This window comes from Streptomyces sp. NPDC042346, from assembly GCF_055581845.1.
The window spans coordinates 821,536-842,699 of sequence record NZ_JBVJEH010000001.1; the positions used below are offsets into that span (position 1 = coordinate 821,536).

The following is a 21,164-nucleotide window of genomic DNA, read 5'->3' on the forward strand; positions in this document are numbered from 1 at the left end:
CGTACGACAGGACGGACGGGTGTTCCTGTCCCTGCCAGTGGTAGGCACGCCGGTCGTAGGCAGAACAGGTGTCTGGGTGATGTCCGGGGCCTCCGGCACGCTGAGGACATGACCACGAACGTGACCACCGTCCCCGCCTACGCCGCACCCGCCGCCAACGCCCCGCTGGAGCGCACCACCGTGCCGCGCCGGCCCGTCGGCGAGCACGACGTCCTCATCGAGATCAAGTACGCCGGCATCTGCCACTCCGACATCCACCAGGCGCGCGACGGCTGGGGCGAGGGCATCTTCCCGATGGTCCCCGGCCACGAGATCGCCGGCATCGTCGCCGAGGTCGGCTCCGGGGTCAGCAAGCACAAGGTCGGCGACCGGGTCGGCGTCGGCTGCTTCGTCGACTCCTGCCGCGAGTGCGACCACTGCAAGCAGGGCCTGGAGCAGTACTGCTCCGGCACCGGCATGACCGGCACGTACAACGCCCTCGACAAGAACGGCGAGCCCACCTACGGCGGCTACTCCACCCACATCGTCGTCGACGAGAACTACACCCTGCGCATCCCCGAGGGCATCGCCCTCGACGAGGCCGCGCCGCTGCTCTGCGCGGGCATCACCCTCTACTCGCCGCTCGCCCACTGGCAGGCCGGCCCCGGCAAGAAGGTCGCCGTCGTCGGCCTCGGCGGCCTCGGCCACATGGGAGTCAAGATCGCCCACGCGCTCGGCGCCGAGGTGACCGTCCTCAGCCAGTCGCTGAAGAAGCAGGAGGACGGCCTCACGCTGGGCGCCGACCACTACTACGCGACGAGCGACCCGGAGACCTTCACGAAGCTCGCCGGCACCTTCGACCTGATCATCTCCACCGTCTCCGCGCCGCTGGACTTCGGCGCCTACCTGAGCCTGGTGAAGACGGACGGCGCCCTGGTCAACGTCGGCGCGCCCGAGGAGCCCGTCGCGCTCGACCTCTTCTCCCTCATCGGCGGCCGCAAGACCCTCGCCGGGTCGATGATCGGCGGCATCGCCGAGACGCAGGAGATGCTCGACTTCTGCGCCGAGCACGGTCTGGGCGCCGAGATCGAGGTCATCGGCGCGGAGCAGATCAACGAGGCGTACGAGCGGGTCATCGCGAGCGACGTCCGCTACCGCTTCGTCATCGACACGTCGACGATCTGATCGGCCTGCTGATCGATGTCGTCGGTCCGATCGGTCCGATCGGACCGATCTACGGAAGCGCCCGCTGACGTACGAGGGGGCCGGGGCGTGCCGCCGCCCCGGCCCCTTCGCGCCGTCGTGCCCTCGTGTCGTCAGCCGACGCGGATCTCCCGCACGGTCAGCCACGTCTCCAGGCCGGTCTGCGCCTCGGTCGTCCGCAGCCGGACGTACCGCGCCCGCGTCCCCGCCGGGGCCGTCAGTACGGTGTCCGGGCCCCCCGACAGCTCGCCGAGCGGCCGCCACGTCGTCCCGTCGAGGGAGTGCTCCACCATGCCGCGCCGGGGGTAGCCCTGCGGCCGGTCGGGCGCGCCGAGCGCCAGCTCGACCGTGCCGATCTCCCGCTCGGCCCGCAGGTCGAGGCCGACCCACGCACCGGGCTTGGGATCCCAGAGGCCGCGGAAGTGCGTCGCGTCGTCGCCGTCGGCGGCGCGCGGGATCAGGTTCTCCTGGTCCGCTTCGAGGTTGGTGATGCCCTTGGGGCGGGGGGTGACGCCGAGGAGGACGTCGTGCTCGGCGATCGCGTCGAGGACGAAGGCGTCCAGGACCCCGTCCGCGACGATGACCGGGATCTTCAGCCCGTACAGGTGGGTGTACGTGAAGGACTGCGCGTGCGCGACCCGGCCGGGGAGGAGCGCCCGGAGCCGGGCCGCCTCGGCGGTGTCGCCGGCGCGGACGGCGACGGTGAGGGCGAGCGCGGTGCGGGCCGCGGTGCCCCAGGCCTCGGCGGAGTTCAGCCAGGGGCCGGTCTGCTCGACGAAGCGGCGGTCGGGCAGGTCGGCGCGGAGGACGGCCGGGGCGTTCTCGAAGGCGGCGAGCTTCCCGTCGAGGGCGGCGGCGGCCGCCGGGCGGTCGGCGGGGGCCGCGTTCCGGAAGCGGGCGACGGCGGCGGCCAGTTCGGGGGACTGGCGGCCGGTCATCCGGGAGAAGAAGCTGCCGTCGGCGAAGGTCCGCAGGGCCTGCCGGACGCGCCGGTCGCCGCCCGCCCGCTCGGCGAGCGCGGCGGTCCAGGCCGTGCCCGGGTCGTAGGCGCGGTCGTTCCAGAGGTACTCGGCGACCGTGAACAGGCCGATCTTGGAGGCGTCGGCCTGCGGCATCGGGTTCGCGGTGTAGCCGGCGAGGTCCTGGGGGAGGCCCTTCTCGCGGCTCTCCAGCGGACCGAGCATCAGCCGGCCGGGGACGTAGTCGTTGACGGGGAAGTTGTCCCAGAGCAGGACGTCGTGGCCGAAGAGCCGCCGGGCCTCGCGGGCCTGGTCGCGGGTGATGGACGGGGCGATGCCGGCGGTGCCGGTCCACTGGACGAGGACGCCGGGCGCCAGCTTCGTCTCCAGCGCCTTCTTGTACGGCGTCGCTTCGAGGTCGTAGTACTCCGTCGGCACCGTCTGGAGCGGCGCGGCGTCCGGATGGGCGGCGCGCAGGCCCTCGTTCACCCGGTTCAGGAACAGCGCCTGGGCCTCGCCGGCGGCGGCGCCGCCCGTGCCGAACCGCTCCTCGTCGGCCGTGCAGTTCCAGGTGGTGTAGCTGATGTCGTCCAGCGGTACGGAGAACGACCGGACGCCGATCTCCCGGACGCTCTCCAGCTTGGCGACCAGCGCCTGGGCCTCCTCGGGCGCGCTGTAGCAGACGGAGAGCCCGGGGGAGACGGCGTACGTGAAGTCGACGTGCCGCGCGCGGGCCTGGTCGGACAGCTCCCGGATCCGGGCCACCTCCGCGGCCGGGTAGGGCTCGCGCCACTTCGCGCGGAGGTAGGGGTCGTCCTTCGGCGAGTAGATGTACGTGTCGAGCTTGTGCTCGCCGTAGTAGTCGAGCTGGTCGAGGCGGGTGGCGTGGGTCCACGGGGTGTCGTAGAAGCCCTCGACGACACCGCGCGCCGCGGCGGCCGGCCAGTCCCGGACGGTCACGCCCTGGAGCCGGGCTCCGGACAGGGCGGTGCGGGGCAGGAGTTGGCGCAGGGTCTGGGCGGCGTAGTAGGTGCCCCGGGCGTCGGCGCCGGAGAGCGCGATCCGCTCCGTGCCGTCGGCGGCGCGGCCCGCCGCGAGGACGTAGCCGTCGGCGGGCAGGCCGGCGGGGCCGGGGACGCCGAGGGCGGTCAGGGCCCCGGCGGTGGCCGGGTTCTCCCGTACTCCGCCGATGTGGACGGTCAGTTGGCCGCGGACGGGGGCGGCGGCGCTCCGGAGGGTGCGGGCGCCCGCGTCGCGCAGGGCCTTCTCGACGACCTGGAGGGCGGCCGGGTCGGTCCGCGGGTCGGTCACCAGCGTCACGGTGGGTGTGACGGTGACGGCGTCGGCCCGGTGGGCGAGCTGCTGCGGGGTGGGGGTGACGGCGGCGCCGGTGGTGTACGCGGCCGGTGCCGGTGCCGGTGCCGGTGCCGGTGCCTGTGCCTGTGCCGGTGGCGGTGCCGGATCCGTGGGTTCCGCGCCCGCCGGGTGGGCCAGGGGCAGTCCGAGGGCCAGGGCCAGCGCGGCGGCGGTGGCGATCCGCGGCGCGGTGCGCCCGGGGTCGCCGGTGGTGCGGGTGTCGGGCATGTGGGGCGCTCTCCACGGGTCGCGCGCGGCCGGGCCGCGGGGGTCGGTCAGGAGCACAGGGACCTCATCAGCCACATCGTGGGGCGTCAACGCCCCTAGGTAGGGGGGTGGCCGCGTCGACGCGCGGATTCCGTTCGTGACGATCCAATAGGGGGTGGGGCAGGGGGATTTACCCGCCGGTTCAGGGGGCAGGTTGACTGGCGGTGCCCGGAGCGGGCCGGATTCAATGTGATCCGGTTCGGCCGTCTGCCGGCCGGTCCGCTTCCGGTCCGTCATATGTAGTCAGCAGCCGCTGCAACCCCAGGGAGCGTTGTGTCCCGTCGTCTGTTCACCTCGGAGTCCGTCACCGAGGGTCACCCGGACAAGATCGCTGACCAGATCAGCGACACCATCCTCGACGCACTGCTGCGAGAGGACCCCACCTCGCGCGTCGCGGTCGAGACGCTGATCACCACCGGCCTGGTGCACGTCGCCGGCGAGGTGACCACGAAGGCCTGGGCGGACATCCCGGCCCTCGTCCGCGGCAAGATCCTGGAGATCGGGTACGACTCCTCGAAGAAGGGCTTCGACGGCGCCTCCTGCGGCGTGTCGGTGTCCATCGGGTCGCAGTCCCCGGACATCGCGCAGGGTGTCGACACCGCGTACGAGCAGCGGGTCGAGGGTGCCTCCCGACGGGACGAGGAGGACGAGCTCGACAAGCAGGGCGCGGGCGACCAGGGCCTGATGTTCGGCTACGCGTCGAACGAGACGCCCGAGCTGATGCCGCTGCCGATCCACCTCGCGCACCGGCTCTCCCGCCGTCTGACCGAGGTCCGCAAGAACGGGACCATCCCGTACCTGCGCCCCGACGGCAAGACGCAGGTCACCATCGAGTACGACGGCGACAAGGCCGTCCGCCTCGACACGGTCGTGGTGTCCTCGCAGCACGCCTCGGACATCGACCTGGAGTCGCTGCTCGCCCCCGACGTACGGAAGTTCGTCGTCGAGCACGTGCTCGCGCAGCTCGTCGAGGACGGCATCAAGCTCGACACCGACGGCTACCGCCTGCTGGTCAACCCGACCGGGCGTTTCGAGATCGGCGGCCCGATGGGCGACGCCGGCCTCACCGGCCGCAAGATCATCATCGACACGTACGGCGGCATGGCCCGCCACGGCGGCGGCGCCTTCTCCGGCAAGGACCCGTCGAAGGTCGACCGCTCGGCCGCGTACGCCATGCGCTGGGTCGCGAAGAACGTCGTCGCCGCCGGTCTCGCCTCGCGCTGCGAGGTCCAGGTCGCTTACGCGATCGGCAAGGCCGAGCCCGTCGGCCTCTTCGTCGAGACCTTCGGCACGAACACCGTCGACACCGAGAAGATCGAGAACGCCATCGGCGAGGTCTTCGACCTCCGCCCGGCCGCGATCATCCGCGACCTCGACCTGCTCCGCCCGATCTACTCGCAGACCGCCGCCTACGGCCACTTCGGCCGCGAGCTGCCGGACTTCACCTGGGAGCGCACCGACCGCGTGGACGCCCTGAAGAAGGCCGCGGGGCTCTGACATGCGCATAGCCGTCACCGGGTCGATCGCCACCGACCACCTGATGACCTTCCCGGGCCGCTTCGCCGAGCAGATCCTGCCGGACCAGCTCGCCCACGTGTCCCTGTCCTTCCTCGTCGACACCCTCGACATCCGGCACGGCGGCGTCGCGGCCAACATCGCGTACGGCCTCGGCCTGCTCGGCCGCCGCCCCGTCCTCGTCGGCGCCGTCGGCAAGGACTTCGACGGGTACGGCGAGCTGCTCCGCACCGCGGGCGTCGACACCGACGCCGTACGGGTGTCGGAGCGGCAGCACACCGCCCGCTTCATGTGCACCACCGACGAGGACGGCAACCAGCTCGCCTCGTTCTACGCGGGCGCGATGGCCGAGGCACGCGACATCGACCTGGGCGAGACGCTCCGGCGGCCCGGCGGGCCCGACCTCGTCCTCGTCGGCGCCGACGACCCGGAGGCGATGGTGCGCCACACGCGGGTCTGCCGCGAGCTGGGCGTCCGCCGTGCCGCGGACCCCTCGCAGCAGCTGGCCCGGCTGGAGGGCGACAGCGTCCGGGAGCTCGTCGACGGAGCCGAGCTGCTGTTCACGAACGCGTACGAGCGGGCCCTGCTCCTGAGCAAGACCGGCTGGACCGAGGCGGAGGTCCTCGACCGGGTCGGCACCTGGATCACCACGCTCGGCCCCAAGGGCTGCCGCATCGACACGGCCGGCCGGCCGGGCATCGAGAGCGCGGCCGTGCCCGCGACGGACGCCGCGGACCCCACCGGCGGCGGCGACGCGTTCCGCGCGGGCTTCCTCGCCGCGCTGGCCTCCGGCCTGGAGGTCGTCGACGCGGCCCGGGCGGGCGCCGCCATGGCCACCTTCGCCCTGGAGTCCGTCGGCCCGCAGACGTACGAGGTCACGCGGGAGGGACTCCACGAGCGGCTCGTCGCCACGTACGGCCCCGAGGCCGCGGTGATCGCCCCCGCCCTCTTCAGCGGGGCCCTGTGACGGAGGAGTCGACGGAGGCGGGCCGGACGACGGAGTCCGGCCCGCCCGTCGCGTACGCCGGGTCCGGGTCCGGGACCGCCAGGGAGACCAACGCCCGCTACAAGCGGCTGATCGCCGACGGCACGACGGGTCTCTCGGTCGCCTTCGACCTCCCGACCCGGATGGGCCGCGACTCGGACACGGCGCTCGCCGCGGGCGAGGTCGGCCGGGCGGGCGTCGCGATCGACTCGATCGACGACATGCGGGTGCTGTTCGCGGGGATCCCGCTGGACACCGTGACGACGTCCATGACGATCAACGCCCCGGCCGCACTGCTGCTCCTGCTCTACCAGCTCGTCGCGGAGGAACAGGGGATCCCGGCCGCCGCGCTCACCGGCACGATCCGGAACGACGTGCCGGAGGAGTACCCGGCGCGGGGGAGGTACGTCTTCCCGCCGAAGCCCTCGCTGCGGCTCATGGCGGACATGTTCCGCTACTGCCGGGCCGAGCTGCCGCAGTGGAACACCGTCTCGATCGAGGGGGCGGAGCCGTACGAGACGCTGCGGGCCGCTCCGGGCATCGAGGAACGGCAGGCCGAACGGCTGGCGAAGCTGCGGGCCTGGCGCTGCGGGGACCGCGTCCACCGGACGCTCGCGGCCGTGACGGCCGCGGCCGGGGGCGACGACAACCTCCTTCCCCCGATGAAGGAGGCCCTGGCGGCCGGGGCCACCGTCGGGGAGGTCTGCGACGCGCTCCGCGCGGCGTGGGGCTCGTACGCGCCCACGGAAGCACCGCGCGAGAAGCAGCTCGACACCGTGTGATCCCGGCGTCCCCGGGGGCAGGACGGCTCACGGCCGCCCGCCTCCCGGGGCGCCTCACGCGGTGACGGACTTGTCCTGCGCGAGGCTGACCGGGAGGTCCGCCCTCCGGGTCACGTTCAGCTTCCGGTACACGCGCGTCAGATGCTGCTCGACCGTGCTCGCGGTGACACAGAGCCGGCGCGCTATCTGCCGGTTCGTCAACCCCCGGGCGGCCAGGGCCGCGACCCGCCGCTCCGCCTCCGACAGCAGACCGACGTCCGGACCGCCCGGCAGCTCCAGGTCGGGACTCACGGCCTTCGCCCGGCGCCCGCCGCGACCCGGCACGATCTCCTCGGCCAGCGGATACGCGCCGCACGCCCACGCCATGTCACCCGCGAGCCGCGCCGTCATCCGCGCCCGGTAGTTGTCGCCCTGGGCCTGCTGGTGACGGCTCATCCCGGCCAGCGCGCGGGCGTGCTCAAGACGGTCACCGCTGTCGTGCAGCATGTCGACCGCCTCCGCGTGCAGCCGCTCCGCCTGCTGGCCGTCCGCCGCCGCCGCCAGGACCCGCAGGGTCAGGCCCCGCGTACGGGACCGCCCGGGCCGCACCAGGGCGAGCTGCGCCTCGGCCAGCGCCCTGGCCTTCTGGCGGTTGCCGAGCCGCAGGTACACCTCGGCGGCCGAGGTCCGCCACGGCACGATCGACGGCTGGTCGAGGTTCCAGCTGCCCAGGATCTCCCCGCAGAGCATGAACTCGCCGAGCGCCGCGTGCAGCCGGCCCGTCGCCAGCCAGTAACGGCCCCGGGCGTGCATGTACTCCATGCCGTGCCGCGAGTCGAACATCGCGTCCGGCACCGGCTGCCGCAGGACCCGCTCCGCCTGCTCGTACTCGCCGGCCTCCGTGCAGGCGAGCAGCAGCGCGGACAGGGGTACGCCCACGGCGAGACCCCAGCTCTCCGGCGCCGCGTGCGAGAGCGCCAGCTCGGCCCGTTCCCGCGCCGTCGGCAGGTCCCCGCAGCGGACCGCGATCATCGCCCGGGTCGCGGCGAAGACCGCCTCCCAGCCGAGCGACCGCCGCTCCGACGCCTCCGCGAGCAGCGCGTCCGACCAGAACAGCGCCCGGTCGAGCCGGTCGGCGTGGACGAGGACCAGCAGGGCCGTCTCCAGTGCCTCGTACGTGTCCTCCGACAGCCGGCAGCCCTGCAGTATCTGCTCGGCCTGCGCGACCGACGCGTTGTCCGGGCCCCGCTGGAACACGCCGGCCTGTGCCTGGAGCGCGGTCGTCCGGGGCGCGAGCCGCACCGGGACGGGACCCCGCTCCGGCTCGGGCGCGGCCGGCAGGGACTCCAGCAGCGGCGGGCACAGCGCCGCCAGCCACATACGGGTCAGCGACAGTTCCAGGTTCTCGCTGTCGGAGCCGGGCCGCAGCCGGGACAGCGCGTCGGCGGCCTCGGGCAGCCGCCCGTACCAGACGAGGCAGCGGATCAGCGCCATGACCGGGTGACTGGGCGGCAGTTCGCCGCCCAGGAGCCGGTCGAAGAGCGCGAGCGCCCGCGTCGTCATGTGCGGGTTCATCCGCCACGACGCCGCGACCAGGTGCGGGGCGAGCCGGGCCAGCTGCGTGTTGTCGGTGCTGGAGCGCACCGCGAACTCCAGGATCCGGAACGCGTCGTCGAGACGGTCGTCGAACAGGGCCTGCTGCGCGCCCCGTTCGAGGAGGGGCAGCGCCCACGGAGCGTCCGGGGCGCCACCGACGAGCAGATGGCGGGCCACGGTGTCCTCGTCGGCGCCGTCGCGGTGCAGCTGCTCCGCGGCGCGCCGGTGCAGCTCGGTGCGGTCCGCGGCCGGCAGGTCCTGGAGCGCGGCCTCGCGTATCGCCGGGTGCCCCAGGGTGCCGTCCTCGCCGAGGAGGCCGATGGCGGCGAGCTCCTGGAGGTGGCGCTCGACGGCGGTGGCCGTCGCGCCGGTGAGCCGCTCCACGAGGAGCGGGTCGGCCTGTTCGAGGACCGCGAGCCAGCGGGCCGTCTCCAGCGTGCCCTCGGTGCTGCGGTGCAGACAGTCGAGGACGGCCTGGGCGAACGCGTCGCCGTGCACCGGCTCGTCGCCGCCGGCCCCGCCCAGGGTGGTGCGGGCGGCCTGCCGGTCCTGGGTCAGCGCCCGCAGGAGCAGCGGGTTCCCGCCGGTCGCCGCGAGGTACGCGGAAGCTCGTCGCTCGGCCGCCTCGGGGCCGTAGTGGTGGGCGAGGAACTCGCGGACGCCGCTCGGGGGAAGGCCCGCGAGCCACATACTTCGGCAGTGCGGCTGGCGGAGCAGCTCGGCGCGGAACACGCGGTACCCGGCACGCTGCGAGGCGCGCTCGGTGAGGACGAAGCCGATGCCGCCCTGGTCGTGGTGGGCGGCGCAGTGCAGGAGGAACCGCAGGGACGCGGTGTCGGCGTGGGTCAGGTCGTCGACGGCGACGAGGAACGGGGTGCCGCGGGCGACGGACAGCAGCCAGTCGTGCAGCTGGTGCGTCTCGTCGACACGGAGCGGCGCGTCGGCGGGGGCGGTGCGGTTACCGGCCCGCCGCGAGGCGGCGTCCAGCAGGTCGCGGACGGTGGACGTGTCGGCACCGTGCTGCTCGGCGCTGCGCAGTAACTGGCAGAGCACGCCCAGCGGGACGTCGCGGTCGCCCGGGAGCGCGCGGACCGTCCACACGGGCGTCCCCCGCTCGGCCGCCAGGCGCCGGAGCGACCGCAGCAGCTCCGTCTTCCCGCTGCCGGCCGGCCCGGAGACGAGTAAGAGCGTCCCGTCACCTGCGGCGGATGCGTCAAGAACCGCCCTCAGATGGGCTATCTCCCCGTCGCGTTCCACCAGATTCATCGCGGAAGCCCCCCTCGTCCGGGCACCGAACTTTTCGGCCGCCCGACGATCACTCTAACCAGCTCCTGTTACGGCGAAAGGGCGCCGATCCGGGCGGCCGGGCGCGACCGCCCGGCCTCGGGGGACGTACGCGATCAGCCGGTGCGGCCGCCCGCTTCCCGACCTCGCCGCCAGCGGATCGGCAGGGCCTTCAGACCGCGGATCATCGGGTTCGGATACCAGACGAGCTCGCCGGGGGAGACGTCCAGGGCGAGGTCCGGGCAGCGTTCGAGGAGCGCGCGGACGGCGATCCGGGCCTCCATACGGGCCAACGGGGCCCCCAGGCAGAAGTGGATGCCGTGGCCGAAAGCGAGGTGGCCGCCCGTGTCCCGGCGGATGTCGAAGCGGTGCGGGTCGGGGAAGCGCTCCGGAGTCCGGTGGGCGTCGGCCAGGACGACGAGGACCGTGTCACCGGCCGGAATGACCGTTCCGTCCAGGTCGACGGGTTCGACCGGGAAACGGTAGGTCGCGGACTCCACCGGTCCCTCATAGCGCAGCATCTCCTCCACCGCGCCGTCCAAGAGCGTCATGTCGGCGCGCAGGGCGGACAGCTGCTCCGGATGCGAGAGGAGCGCGTACATGCCGTTGGTGATCAGATTGACCGTGGTCTCGTGGCCCGCGACCAGCAGGATGTGCGCCATCCCGAGGAGCTCCTCGGAGGTCAGCCGCGAGCCGTCCTCGTCGCTCGTCCGCACCAGCGCGCTGAGCAGGTCCTCGCCCTGCCCGCCGCGCTTGGACTCGATGAGCCGGGACAGATAGCCGCTCATCTCGGCCATGGCGCTCTGGGCGGCGGCCGGGTCGTCCGGGAAGACGAAGGCGTCGGTCCAGTCGCGGAAGGCGGCGCGCTCCGGCTCGGGCACGCCCAGGAGTTCGGAGATCACCGTGATCGGCAGCGGCCAGGCCAGGGCCTCCATCAGGTCGGCGCGCCCCTCGGGCGCCGCCAGCATGGTGTCCAGGAGGCCGTCGACGAGCTCCTGGACCCGGGGGCGCAGCAACTCGACGCGACGCATGGTGAACTCACGGGCCACCAGCTTGCGCAGCCGGGTGTGCCGCGGCGGGTCGGACTCCAGCATGTTGTGGTTGAGCCGGGCCTCGACCTCGGTCGGGCGCGTCGTGGAGTTCCGCCAGTCCTTGCTGAACCGCGGGTCGGTGAGGACCGCGCGCGCCGTGTCGTACCCGACGACCAGCCACACCTCGTCCCCGTCGGCGGTGCGCACCCGGTGGGCCGGACCCTCGGCGCGCAGCCGGGCGTACGTCGGATGGGGGTCGGCCGCGAAGTCCTGCCCCAGGGCGGCCAGATCGAGTACCGGGGGCGACGCCGTCGTGCCCTCGTGGGTGCGCACGGAGAACTCCTGACTGGGAACCGGAAGCGGAACGGAAACGGGAAGAGGAAACGGGACTTCTCGCGCGTACTCTTCCGCGGAGCGCGCCCCGGCCCTACCGGCGGCTCCGCTGATTCCCGGATCCTGTCAAGCATCATCACATTCGCGCCGCCGATGGAATACCTAGGAAGCGGATGTGATCCGAAGCACATCCCCCGGCGAACGGTGTGCTCTTGTCGGTCCGTTGCGCGCGGATTAGAGTCCCCCCGAAATCGACCACCACAATCGACCATCTCGTCGTACGTCACGGTGGAGCGCGGCGACCTCGTTCGGGATTCCCGGATCGGCGAATCATTTCGTGACGGTGGCCCGGAGGGAACATCCGTGAAAAGCGCCTTATCCGACCTCGCATTCTTCGGCGGCCCCGCCGCTTTCGACCAGCCGCTCCTCGTGGGGCGGCCCAACCGCATCGACCGCGCCAAGCTCTTCGAGCGGCTCGACCGCGCCCTCGACGGCCAGTGGCTGTCCAACGGCGGCCCGCTCGTCCGCGAGTTCGAGGAGCGCGTCGCCGGCCTCGCCGGGGTCCGGCACGCCGTGGCCACCTGCAACGCCACCGCCGGGCTCCAGCTCCTGGCGCACGCCGCGGGACTCACCGGCGAAGTGATCATGCCGTCGATGACGTTCGCCGCCACCCCGCACGCGATGCGCTGGATCGGCCTCACCCCGGTCTTCGTCGACATCGACCCGGACACCGGCAACCTCGACCCCGAGCAGGTGGCCGCCGCCGTCACACCCCGCACCTCCGCCGTGATCGGCGTCCACCTCTGGGGCCGCCCCTGCGCCGCCGACCAGCTGCGGAAGGTCGCCGACGAGCACGGCCTGCGGCTGTTCTTCGACGCCGCCCACGCCCTCGGCTGCGCGGTCGACGGCCGGCCCGCCGGCAGCCTCGGCGACGCCGAGGTCTTCAGCTTCCACGCCACCAAGGCCGTCAACGCCTTCGAGGGCGGGGCCGTCGTCACCGACGACGCCGACCTCGCCGCCCGGATCCGCGCCCTCCACAACTTCGGCTTCGGCCTGCCCGGCGGCAGCCCGGCCGGCGGGACCAACGCCAAGATGAGCGAGGCCGCCGCCGCCATGGGCCTCACGTCCCTCGACGCGTTCCCCGAGGTCGTCGACCGGAACCGGGCCAACCACGCCGCCTACCGCGCGCGGCTCGCGGACCTCCCCGGCCTCCTCGTCGCCGACCACGACCGGCACGGGGTCAACAACCACCAGTACGTGATCGTCGAGATCGACGAGGAGATCACCGGCATCCACCGCGACCTGGTGATGGAGGTCCTGAAGGCCGAAGGGATCCACACCCGCGCCTACTTCTCCCCGGGCTGCCACCAGCTGGAGCCGTACCGCGGACAGCCCCACGCCCCGCTGCCGCACACCGAGCGCCTCGCCGAGCGCGTGCTCTCCCTGCCGACCGGCACCGCCGTCGACGACGACGACATCCGCCGCGTCGGCGACGTGCTGCGGCTCTGCGCCGCCAAGGGCCACGAACTCACCGCGCGCCACCGCGACGCCGCAGGTGCCGCCGCCACCCCGACCACCTCGCCCACGCCCACGATTGGACGCTCCTGATGACCGCCCCTGCCCCCGCCGCCACCGCCCCGGCCGAACGCTGCGCGCACCCCGGAGCCGACCTGGGGGCGGCGGTCCACGCCGTCGGCCAGAGCCTCGTCGCCGGCGGCCTCGTACCGCCCGACGAGGCCGGAACCACCGCCCGCCTGCTCGTCCGGCTCGCCGTGCGCTACGGCAACAGCCCCTTCACCCCGCTCGAAGAGGCCCGCCAGGACCTGGGCGTCGACCGCGACGCCTTCCGCCGCCTCCTCGCCCTGTTCGGGCAGGTCCCCGAGCTCCGTATCGCCGTGGAGACCGGCCCCGCGGGGGCGTACTGGAAGAACACCCTGCTGCCCCTGGAGCAGCGCGGCGTCTTCGACGCGGCCCTCGCCGGAAAGCCCGTCTTCCCGTACAGCGTCGGCCTCTACCCGGGCCCGACCTGCATGTTCCGCTGCCACTTCTGCGTCCGCGTGACCGGCGCCCGCTACGACCCGTCCGCCCTCGACGCCGGCAACGCGATGTTCCGCTCGGTCATCGACGAGATCCCCGCGGGCAACCCGTTCGCCCTGTACTTCTCCGGCGGCCTGGAGCCCCTCACCAACCCCGGCCTCGGCACCCTGGCCACGCGCGCCACCGAGCACGGCCTGCGGCCCACCGTCTACACGAACTCCTTCGCGCTCACCGAGCGGACCCTGGAGCGCCAGCCCGGCCTGTGGGGCCTGCACGCCATCCGGACCTCGCTCTACGGCCTCAACGACGAGGAGTACGAGCAGACCACCGGCAAGAAGGCCGCCTTCCGCCGCGTCCGCGAGAACCTCCGCCGCTTCCAGCAGCTGCGGGCCGAACGCGAGTCGCCGATCAACCTCGGCTTCGCCTACATCGTGCTCCCGGGCCGCGCCTCGCGCCTGCTCGACCTGGTCGACTTCATCGCCGACCTCAACGAGGCCGGGCAGGGCAGGACGATCGACTTCGTCAACATCCGCGAGGACTACAGCGGCCGGGACGACGGCCGGCTGCCCCAGGAGGAGCGGGCCGAGCTCCAGCAGGCCCTCAACGCCTTCGAGGAGCGGGTCAACGAGCGCACCCCCGGCCTCCACATCGACTACGGCTACGCCCTGAACAGCCTGCGGGCCGGGGCCGACGCCGAACTGCTGCGGATCAAGCCCGAAACCATGCGGCCCACCGCCCACCCGCAGGTCGCCGTGCAGGTCGACCTCCTCGGCGACGTGTACCTGTACCGCGAGGCCGGCTTCCCCGACCTGGACGGCGCCACCCGGTACATCGCGGGCCGCGTGACCCCCGACACCTCCCTCACCGAGGTCGTCAGGGACTTCGTCGAGCGCGGCGGCCAGGTGGCGCCCCACGACGGCGACGAGTACTTCATGGACGGCTTCGACCAGGTCGTCACCGCCCGCCTGAACCAGCTGGAGCGGGACACCGCGGACGGCTGGGAGGACGTTCGCGGCTTCCTGCGCTGACCCCCACCCGCACGCCCTTCCCTTCCGAGGGCTTCCGAGGGCATCCGAGGGCCCGGCCGTCCGGCCGGGCCCTCGGCGTTTTCCCACCCCCCCCAAAGAGGCGACGGCACTCCCCCTGCACATCCCCTAGCGCCCCCCTATCTCCGCGCCGCCAACCGTGAATACCGGCCTTCTCCTGCTAGCTTCCGGGAATGAAGGGAATAGTCCTGGCCGGCGGGAGCGGAACTCGACTGCATCCGGCGACCTCGGTGATTTCGAAACAGATTCTTCCGGTCTACAACAAACCGATGATCTACTATCCGCTGTCGGTTCTCATGCTCGGCGGTATTCGCGAGATACAAATCATCTCCACCCCCCAGCACGTCGAACTCTTCCAGTCGCTGCTCGGAGACGGCAGCCACCTGGGAATCGAACTCGACTATGCGGTCCAGAAAGAGCCCGCGGGAATAGCGGACGCACTTCTCGTCGGAGCCGGCCACATCGGCGACGACACCTGCGCCCTGATCCTCGGCGACAACATCTTCCACGGGCCCGGCCTCTACACGCTCCTGCGGGACAGCATCGCGCGGCTCGACGGCTGCGTGCTCTTCGGCTACCCGGTCAAGGACCCCGAGCGGTACGGCGTCGCCGAGGTGGACGCCGCGGGCCGGCTGACCGGCCTCGTCGAGAAGCCGGTCAAGCCGCGCTCCCACCTCGCCGTCACCGGCCTCTACCTCTACGACAACGACGTCGTCGACATCGCCAAGAACATCCGGCCCTCGCCGCGCGGCGAGCTGGAGATCACCGACGTCAACCGCGTCTACCTGGAGCGCGGCCGGGCCGAACTCGTCGACCTGGGCCGCGGCTTCGCCTGGCTCGACACCGGCACCCACGACTCGCTCCTCCGGGCCGCCCAGTACGTCCAGGTCCTGGAGGAGCGGCAGGGCGTGTGGATCGCGGGCCTTGAGGAGATCGCCTTCCGGATGGGCTTCATCGACGCCGATGCCTGTCACAGCCTGGGAGAACGCCTCTCCCGCACCGAGTACGGCACGTACCTGATGGAGATCGCCGGCCGCGAGGGAGCCCCGTGAGGGAGACGACGCCTCGCGACCGCCGCGTACGCGCCACCGGCAGAGCCACCGACAGCGCGCCCGACCGTGTGACCCACTGTGTGACCGACCGTGCGACCGACAGCGCCACCGAAAGGAAGACAGCAGTGCGGCTTCTGGTGACCGGAGGTGCGGGCTTCATCGGCTCGCACTTCGTGCGGCAGCTCCTCGCCGGGGCGTACCCCGACGTACCCGCCGACGAGGTGATCGTCCTGGACAGCCTCACCTACGCGGGCAACCGCGCCAACCTGGCCCCCGTGGACGGCGACCCGCGGCTGCGCTTCGTCCACGGCGACATCCGCGACGCCGGGCTCCTCGCCCGCGAGCTGCGCGGCGTGGACGCCATCGTCCACTTCGCGGCCGAGAGCCACGTGGACCGCTCCATCGCGGGCGCGTCCGTCTTCACCGAGACCAACGTGCAGGGCACGCAGACCCTCCTCCAGTGCGCCGTGGACGCCGGCGTGGGCCGGGTCGTGCACGTCTCCACCGACGAGGTGTACGGGTCGATCGACTCCGGCTCCTGGACCGAGAGCAGCCCGCTGGAGCCCAACTCGCCCTACGCCGCCTCGAAGGCCGGCTCCGACCTCGTCGCCCGCGCCTACCACCGTACGTACGGCCTCGACGTGCGGATCACCCGCTGCTGCAACAACTACGGGCCCTACCAGCACCCCGAGAAGCTGATCCCGCTGTTCGTGACGAACCTCCTCGACGGAGGGACGCTGCCGCTGTACGGCGACGGCGCGAACGTCCGCGAGTGGGTGCACACCGACGACCACTGCCGCGGCATCGCGCTCGTCCTCGCGGGCGGCCGGGCCGGCGAGATCTACCACATCGGCGGCGGCCTGGAGCTGACCAACCGCGAACTCACTGGCATGCTCCTGGAGTCCCTCGGCGCGGACTGGTCGTCCGTCCGGAAGGTCGCCGACCGCAAGGGCCACGACCTGCGCTACTCCCTCGACGGCGGGAAGATCGAGCGCGAGCTCGGCTACCGGCCGCAGGTCGCCTTCGCGGACGGCCTCGCGCGCACCGTGCGCTGGTACCGGGAGAACCGCGACTGGTGGGAGCCGCTCAAGACGCCCGCCGCAGAGACGCTCGCCGCAGAGGCACCCGCCTCCGAGCTTCCCGCCGCGACCGTAGGGGTGTCCGCATGACCACCCGCGTACCGGCCCCCCGCGTCCCCTTCCTCGACCTCAAGGCCGCCTACGACGAGCTGCGCCCGGAGACCGACGCCGCGATCGCCCGCGTCCTCGACTCGGGCCGCTACCTCCTCGGACCCGAACTGGAGGGCTTCGAGGCCGAGTTCGCCGCCTACTGCGAGACGGACCACGCCGTCGGCGTCAACAGCGGCATGGACGCCCTCCAACTGGCGCTCCGCGGCCTCGGCATCGGGCCGGGGGACGAGGTGATCGTCCCCTCGCACACGTACATCGCCAGCTGGCTCGCGGTGTCCGCCACCGGCGCGACCCCCGTGCCCGTGGAGCCGCGCGAGGACCACCCCACCCTGGACCCGCTGCTCGTCGAGAAGGCGATCACGCCCCGCACCCGGGCGCTCCTCCCCGTCCACCTCTACGGGCACCCGGCCGACATGGACGCCCTCCGCGACCTGGCGGCCCGGCACGACCTGCACATCGTCGAGGACGCCGCACAGGCGCACGGCGCCCGCTACCGGGGCCGGCGGATCGGCGCCGGCTCCTCCGTGGCCGCGTTCAGCTTCTACCCGGGCAAGAACCTCGGCTGCTTCGGCGACGGCGGCGCGGTCGTGACCGGCGACCCCGAGCTCGCCGAACGGCTGCGGATGCTCCGCAACTACGGCTCCCGGCAGAAGTACAGCCACGAGATGAAGGGCACCAACTCCCGCCTGGACGAGATGCAGGCGGCCGTCCTGCGGACCCGGCTCGCCCACCTCGACAGCTGGAACGGCCGCAGGTCGGCGCTGGCAGCGGAGTACCTGTCCGGGCTCGCCGGGCTCCCCGGCATCACCCTGCCGGTGACCGCGCCCGACACCGACCCGGTCTGGCACCTCTTCACGGTGCGCACGGACCGCCGCGACGAGCTGCGGGACCACCTGGACGCCCGCGGCATCGACACGCTCACGCACTACCCGGTGCCGGTGCACCTGTCGCGCGCCTACGCGGGCGACGCCCCGGCGGAGGGCGCGCTGCCGCGCGCCGAGAGCTTCGCGCGGCAGGTCCTCAGCCTGCCGATCGGCCCGCACCTGGAGCGCGAGCAGGCGCTGCGGGTGATCGACGCCGTGCGCGAATGGGCCGAGCGGGCCGACCGGACCTAGTCAGGTGGACCGGTAGACCGAGCAGGCCGAAAAAGGCGGTGCCCGCCACCCTTCCGGGTGGCGGGCACCGCCGTCTTCGTGGTGTCACGTCAGACGACGTTCACCGTGGCACTCCCGCGCAGGTCCGCGGAGGACGAACCGGTCTGCAGGAGACGGTTGCCCGTGCCGGTCTTCCAGCAGTCGGCGGCGGCGTCCCAGAACTGCAGCTGACGACGGTCGACGTTCACCGTCACCGTCTTCGACTCGCCCGCGGCGAGCGACACCTTCGTGTAGCCCACCAGCTTCTTCTTCGCCTGCGGGGCGGTCACGTTCGGGCTGGCACCGAGGTACGCCTGGACGACCTCCTGGCCCGCGCGCTGCCCGCTGTTGCGGACCGTGACCGTCACCTTCAGGCCGCCCGTGTTCGTGCGCACGACGGTCGGGGCGCTCTGCGTGAACGAGGTGTACGACAGGCCGTGCCCGAACGGGAACAGCGGCTTGACGTTCTCCTTGTCGAACCAGCGGTACCCGACGTGGATGCCCTCGGTGTACTGCTGCTGGTTGTCGACGCCCGGGTAGCGGTTCGGGTCGCCGGCGACGGCGTGCTGGTTCTCGGCGGCCGGGAAGCTCTGGGTGAGCTTGCCGCTCGGGTTGACGTCACCGTAGAGCAGCGAAGCGGTGGCCTCGGCACCCGCCTGGCCCGGATACCACATGTCCAGGACCGCGCGGGTCTTGGACAGCCACGGCATCAGCACCGACGAACCGGTGTTGAGGACCACGATCGTGTTCGGGTTGGCGTCGGCGACCGCCGAGATCAGCTTGTCCTGCGTACCCGGCAGCGACAGGTTCGGACGGTCGACGCCCTCGGTGCCGTCGTCGTAGGCGAAGACGATGGCCGTACGGGCCTTCTTCGCCGCCTCCACGGCCTTCGCGATCGTCGCGTCGGCCGCCTCCGGCGTCACCCAGCCCAGCTCCAGGGAGAGCGGGGTGGCGCTCATCGCGAAGCCCGAGATGGTGAGCTTGTGCGTGCCCTTGGTCAGCTTGAGGAGCGGGCTGCTCACCTTGCCGTAGACCTGGCCGGCCTCGATGGTGTGGCTGCCGAGCTGCACCGTGGCGTAACCGCCGGTGGCACGGACCGCGATGCGGTACTCGCCGTCGGCGGGCACGGTCAGCGTGCCGTCGTACAGCGCCCCGGCCTGACCCGGCTGGAGCTGCACGCCCTGGTTGAACGCCGGGCTGAGGTTCGCCGCCGGGATCTGCGTCCCGAAGGTCTCCTCACCGGTCTCGTACGTCACCGTCGCACCCGCGCCCGCGCGGGCCTTGATGGTGTCGAGCGGCGCGGCCGCCGAGTCCGGGACGACGTGGGCGCTGCCCAGGCCGGTGACCTTGGGGTCGACGGCGGTCGGACCGATGACCGCGATGCTCTTGCCGGCGTCACCGGCGAGCGGCAGGGCCTGGCCCTCGTTGCGCAGGAGCACCGCGCCGTTCTCGGCGACCTTGCGGGACACCGCCTGGGCACCCGCCTTGTCGCGCTCCGGCCGCGGCGCCGGGGTGGCGAGGAGCAGACCGAACTTGTCCATCTGGTTGACGATGCGCTCCGCCGACCGCGTCACGGCCGACTCGGGGATCGTGCCGTTCAGGACGGCCTGCTTCAGCGCGTCACCGAAGAACTTGGCCGGCGGCGAGGGCTCGCCCGGCGGGATGTCGCCGGGGAGCTCGACGCCCATCTCCTGGTCGAGGCCCTTGGTGATGGCGTCGGTGCCCGGGGTGGCGAGCCAGTCCGACATCACCCAGCCCTGGAAGCCCCACTGCGTGCGCAGCACGTTGTTGAGGAGCTCGTCGTTGCCACAGGACGGCTTCCCGTTGAGGCCGTTGTAGGCACACATGAAGGAGGCCGCGCCGGCCTTGGAGGACGCCTCGAACGCCGGGAACTCGATCTCGCGGAGCGTCTGCTCGTCGACCGTGGCGTTGACGCTGAAGCGGTTGTTCTCCTGGTTGTTGGCCGCGAAGTGCTTGGCCGTGGTCATCAGACCCGCACCCTGGATGCCCTTGATCTGGGCGACCGCGGTGCGCGAGGAGACCAGGGGGTCCTCGCTGAAGGTCTCGTAGTTCCGGCCGCCGTGCGGCACCCGGATGTTGTTCATCATCGGGCCGAGGACCATGTCCTGGTTGAGCGCGCGTCCGTCGCGGCCCATGACCTTGCCGTAGCTGTCGGCCATGGTGTCGTCGAAGGTGCTGGCCAGGGCGACCGGCGCGGGCAGCGCGGTGGCCGTCCTGCCCACCAGACGGATGCCGTTCGGGCCGTCGGCGGCCCGCAGCTCCGGGATGCCGAGGCGCGGCACGCCGGGGAGGTAGCCGACGTTCTGCCGGTCGGGGTCCAGCGCCCAGTGGACGAAGCTGATCTTCTCGTCGAGCGTCATCTGCGCGACGAGCTCCGCCGCCCGGCTCGTGTACTGCACGTTGGCGGCGTCGGCGGCGCCGGGGGCGGCCGCCGCCACGGTGGTGCCCGCGAGGAGGGTACCGACGACGGCCAGGGTGAAGGCCCTGGGGCTCGTGCGGCCGCGCCTGACACGCGGTATTCGGGTCTTACCTGTCACGGTTCGTTTCTCTCTCTTTGCTTGGTGCACCCGGGGGTTCGTCCCGGGGGGCTGTGGGGGGTCCGCAGGCCGGTACGTCCGCAGGCCCGTACGTCCGTAGGCCGTGCGGTCGTAGGCCCGTGCGGTCGTACGCGGTACTAGGCGGGCACGCCGACGAAGAGGCCACGGCCCGACGGGCCGCCCTCCAGGTACTCGACGCGCAGCCCGGCGGCCGTGAACGCGGCCTCGTACTGCGCCTGGTGGAAGAGCGTGATGAGGTGGACGTCGGAGAAGTGCCGGACGCCGCGGCCCGGGTCGGCCACCGTGAAGTGCACCTCCATGCGCGTCGCGTCGCCCTCCCGCACCGAGTGCGAGACACGGGCCACGGTGCGCCCGTCCCGGCGGACGACGTCCGCGCTGACCCAGCCGTCGGCGAAGGTCTCCGGGAACCACCACGGCTCGACGACGACGACGCCGCCCGGCTCCAGGTGCTCCGCGAACGAGGCGACGGCCGCGTCGAGTTCGTCGGTCGTACGGAGGTAGCCGACCGAGCTGAACATGCTGACGACGGCCGAGAACCTGCGGCCGAGCCGGAAGTCCCGCATGTCGCCCTGGTGGAGCGTGGCGTCGGGCAGCCGGGTGCGGGCGTGGGTGAGCATGTCCTCGGACAGCTCCAGGCCGGCGGTGTCGGCGAACTCCTTGGTGAAGTGCTCCAGGTGCGTGCCGGTGCCGCAGGCCACGTCCAGGAGCGAGGACGCCTCGGGCGTACGGGAGCGCACCAGGTCGGCGATGTCGGAGGCCTCGGCGGCGTAGTCCTTGCCGCGACCGAGGTAGAACAGGTCGTAGACGTCGGCGTGGTCGACTTCGTACACGGAACTCCTGCTTTCGGTGGGCCGGGGG

14 protein-coding genes and 1 pseudogene are annotated in these 21,164 nt (G+C 72.5%); 10 read left to right on the forward strand and 5 right to left on the reverse strand.

The window, feature by feature from the left end:
- Positions 1 to 108: 108 nt before the first annotated feature.
- Entirely contained in the window at positions 109 to 1,164 is a 1,056-nt protein-coding gene (locus ACZ6K0_RS04005) for an NAD(P)-dependent alcohol dehydrogenase (protein WP_469229628.1), read from the forward strand.
- A 131-nt stretch (positions 1,165 to 1,295) separates the two neighbouring features.
- On the opposite strand, the gene ACZ6K0_RS04010 is transcribed toward ACZ6K0_RS04005, so the two are convergent.
- Positions 1,296 to 3,725, reverse strand: a complete 2,430-nt coding sequence (locus ACZ6K0_RS04010; RefSeq protein ID WP_469229630.1) for a beta-N-acetylglucosaminidase domain-containing protein — start codon at positions 3,723 to 3,725, stop codon at positions 1,296 to 1,298.
- A gap of 312 nt (positions 3,726 to 4,037) precedes the next feature.
- On the opposite strand from ACZ6K0_RS04010, the gene metK reads away from it, so the two are divergent.
- The 4 genes and pseudogenes from metK to ACZ6K0_RS04030 all read left to right on the forward strand — a co-directional run bounded on the left by metK (position 4,038) and on the right by ACZ6K0_RS04030 (position 7,046).
- Complete coding sequence (metK, locus tag ACZ6K0_RS04015; protein ID WP_376401902.1) at positions 4,038 to 5,261, forward strand: methionine adenosyltransferase; 1,224 nt, start codon at positions 4,038 to 4,040, stop codon at positions 5,259 to 5,261.
- Position 5,262: 1 nt separating this feature from the next.
- Positions 5,263 to 6,246, forward strand: coding sequence for a carbohydrate kinase family protein (locus tag ACZ6K0_RS04020; RefSeq protein WP_376401905.1), 984 nt, complete (start codon positions 5,263 to 5,265; stop codon positions 6,244 to 6,246).
- A gap of 62 nt (positions 6,247 to 6,308) precedes the next feature.
- Positions 6,309 to 6,767, forward strand: a pseudogene (locus ACZ6K0_RS04025) (methylmalonyl-CoA mutase family protein); the annotation flags it as partial.
- Positions 6,768 to 6,785: 18 nt separating this feature from the next.
- Positions 6,786 to 7,046 (forward strand): methylmalonyl-CoA mutase family protein, encoded by a 261-nt coding sequence (locus ACZ6K0_RS04030; RefSeq protein ID WP_376402376.1) that lies wholly within the window; start codon positions 6,786 to 6,788, stop codon positions 7,044 to 7,046.
- Positions 7,047 to 7,100: 54 nt separating this feature from the next.
- On the opposite strand, the gene ACZ6K0_RS04035 is transcribed toward ACZ6K0_RS04030, so the two are convergent.
- Both ACZ6K0_RS04035 and ACZ6K0_RS04040 read right to left on the reverse strand, forming a co-directional pair.
- Positions 7,101 to 9,887 carry an ATP-binding protein gene (locus ACZ6K0_RS04035; RefSeq protein ID WP_376401908.1) on the reverse strand — a complete coding sequence of 929 codons (2,787 nt, stop codon included), beginning with the start codon at positions 9,885 to 9,887 and terminating at the stop codon, positions 7,101 to 7,103.
- 134 nt (positions 9,888 to 10,021) lie between these two features.
- Entirely contained in the window at positions 10,022 to 11,269 is a 1,248-nt protein-coding gene (locus ACZ6K0_RS04040; protein ID WP_469229633.1) for a cytochrome P450 family protein, read from the reverse strand.
- Positions 11,270 to 11,632: 363 nt separating this feature from the next.
- On the opposite strand from ACZ6K0_RS04040, the gene ACZ6K0_RS04045 reads away from it, so the two are divergent.
- From ACZ6K0_RS04045 to ACZ6K0_RS04065, 5 genes are all read left to right on the forward strand, one after another.
- Entirely contained in the window at positions 11,633 to 12,877 is a 1,245-nt protein-coding gene (locus ACZ6K0_RS04045) for a dTDP-4-dehydro-6-deoxyglucose aminotransferase (protein ID WP_469229635.1), read from the forward strand.
- Entirely contained in the window at positions 12,877 to 14,334 is a 1,458-nt protein-coding gene (gene desII, locus ACZ6K0_RS04050) for a dTDP-4-amino-4,6-dideoxy-D-glucose ammonia-lyase (RefSeq protein WP_469229637.1), read from the forward strand. The genes ACZ6K0_RS04045 and desII overlap by 1 nt, the downstream gene beginning before the upstream one ends.
- A 191-nt stretch (positions 14,335 to 14,525) precedes the next feature.
- On the forward strand, positions 14,526 to 15,404 hold the full coding sequence (rfbA, locus tag ACZ6K0_RS04055) for a glucose-1-phosphate thymidylyltransferase RfbA (RefSeq protein WP_469229638.1): 879 nt from the start codon (positions 14,526 to 14,528) through the stop codon (positions 15,402 to 15,404).
- Positions 15,405 to 15,529: 125 nt separating this feature from the next.
- The gene (rfbB, locus tag ACZ6K0_RS04060; protein ID WP_469229639.1) at positions 15,530 to 16,573 is read left to right on the forward strand and encodes a dTDP-glucose 4,6-dehydratase; all 1,044 of its coding nucleotides are present in this window, start codon (positions 15,530 to 15,532) and stop codon (positions 16,571 to 16,573) included.
- On the forward strand, positions 16,570 to 17,709 hold the full coding sequence (locus ACZ6K0_RS04065) for a DegT/DnrJ/EryC1/StrS family aminotransferase (RefSeq protein WP_376401926.1): 1,140 nt from the start codon (positions 16,570 to 16,572) through the stop codon (positions 17,707 to 17,709). The genes rfbB and ACZ6K0_RS04065 overlap by 4 nt, the downstream gene beginning before the upstream one ends.
- Before the next feature lie 89 nt (positions 17,710 to 17,798).
- Here the strand turns inward: ACZ6K0_RS04065 and ACZ6K0_RS04070 are convergent, their stop codons facing one another.
- Both ACZ6K0_RS04070 and ACZ6K0_RS04075 read right to left on the reverse strand, forming a co-directional pair.
- A complete protein-coding gene (locus ACZ6K0_RS04070) occupies positions 17,799 to 20,285 on the reverse strand; it encodes a beta-glucosidase (protein ID WP_469229640.1) in 2,487 nt (828 codons plus the stop codon).
- A 137-nt stretch (positions 20,286 to 20,422) separates the two neighbouring features.
- On the reverse strand, positions 20,423 to 21,136 hold the full coding sequence (locus ACZ6K0_RS04075) for a class I SAM-dependent DNA methyltransferase (protein ID WP_469229641.1): 714 nt from the start codon (positions 21,134 to 21,136) through the stop codon (positions 20,423 to 20,425).
- Positions 21,137 to 21,164: the final 28 nt, after the last annotated feature.

What these genes read in the sequence shown, in the direction of transcription:
- ACZ6K0_RS04010 (WP_469229630.1), bottom strand. Translation starts at nt 3,725, where the DNA reads ATGCCCGACACCCGCACCACCGGCGACCCCGGGCGCACCGCGCCGCGG.
- ACZ6K0_RS04005 (WP_469229628.1), top strand. Translation starts at nt 109, where the DNA reads ATGACCACGAACGTGACCACCGTCCCCGCCTACGCCGCACCCGCCGCC.
- rfbA (WP_469229638.1), top strand. Translation starts at nt 14,526, where the DNA reads ATGAAGGGAATAGTCCTGGCCGGCGGGAGCGGAACTCGACTGCATCCG.
- ACZ6K0_RS04035 (WP_376401908.1), bottom strand. Translation starts at nt 9,887, where the DNA reads ATGAATCTGGTGGAACGCGACGGGGAGATAGCCCATCTGAGGGCGGTT.
- desII (WP_469229637.1), top strand. Translation starts at nt 12,877, where the DNA reads ATGACCGCCCCTGCCCCCGCCGCCACCGCCCCGGCCGAACGCTGCGCG.
- ACZ6K0_RS04020 (WP_376401905.1), top strand. Translation starts at nt 5,263, where the DNA reads ATGCGCATAGCCGTCACCGGGTCGATCGCCACCGACCACCTGATGACC.
- ACZ6K0_RS04065 (WP_376401926.1), top strand. Translation starts at nt 16,570, where the DNA reads ATGACCACCCGCGTACCGGCCCCCCGCGTCCCCTTCCTCGACCTCAAG.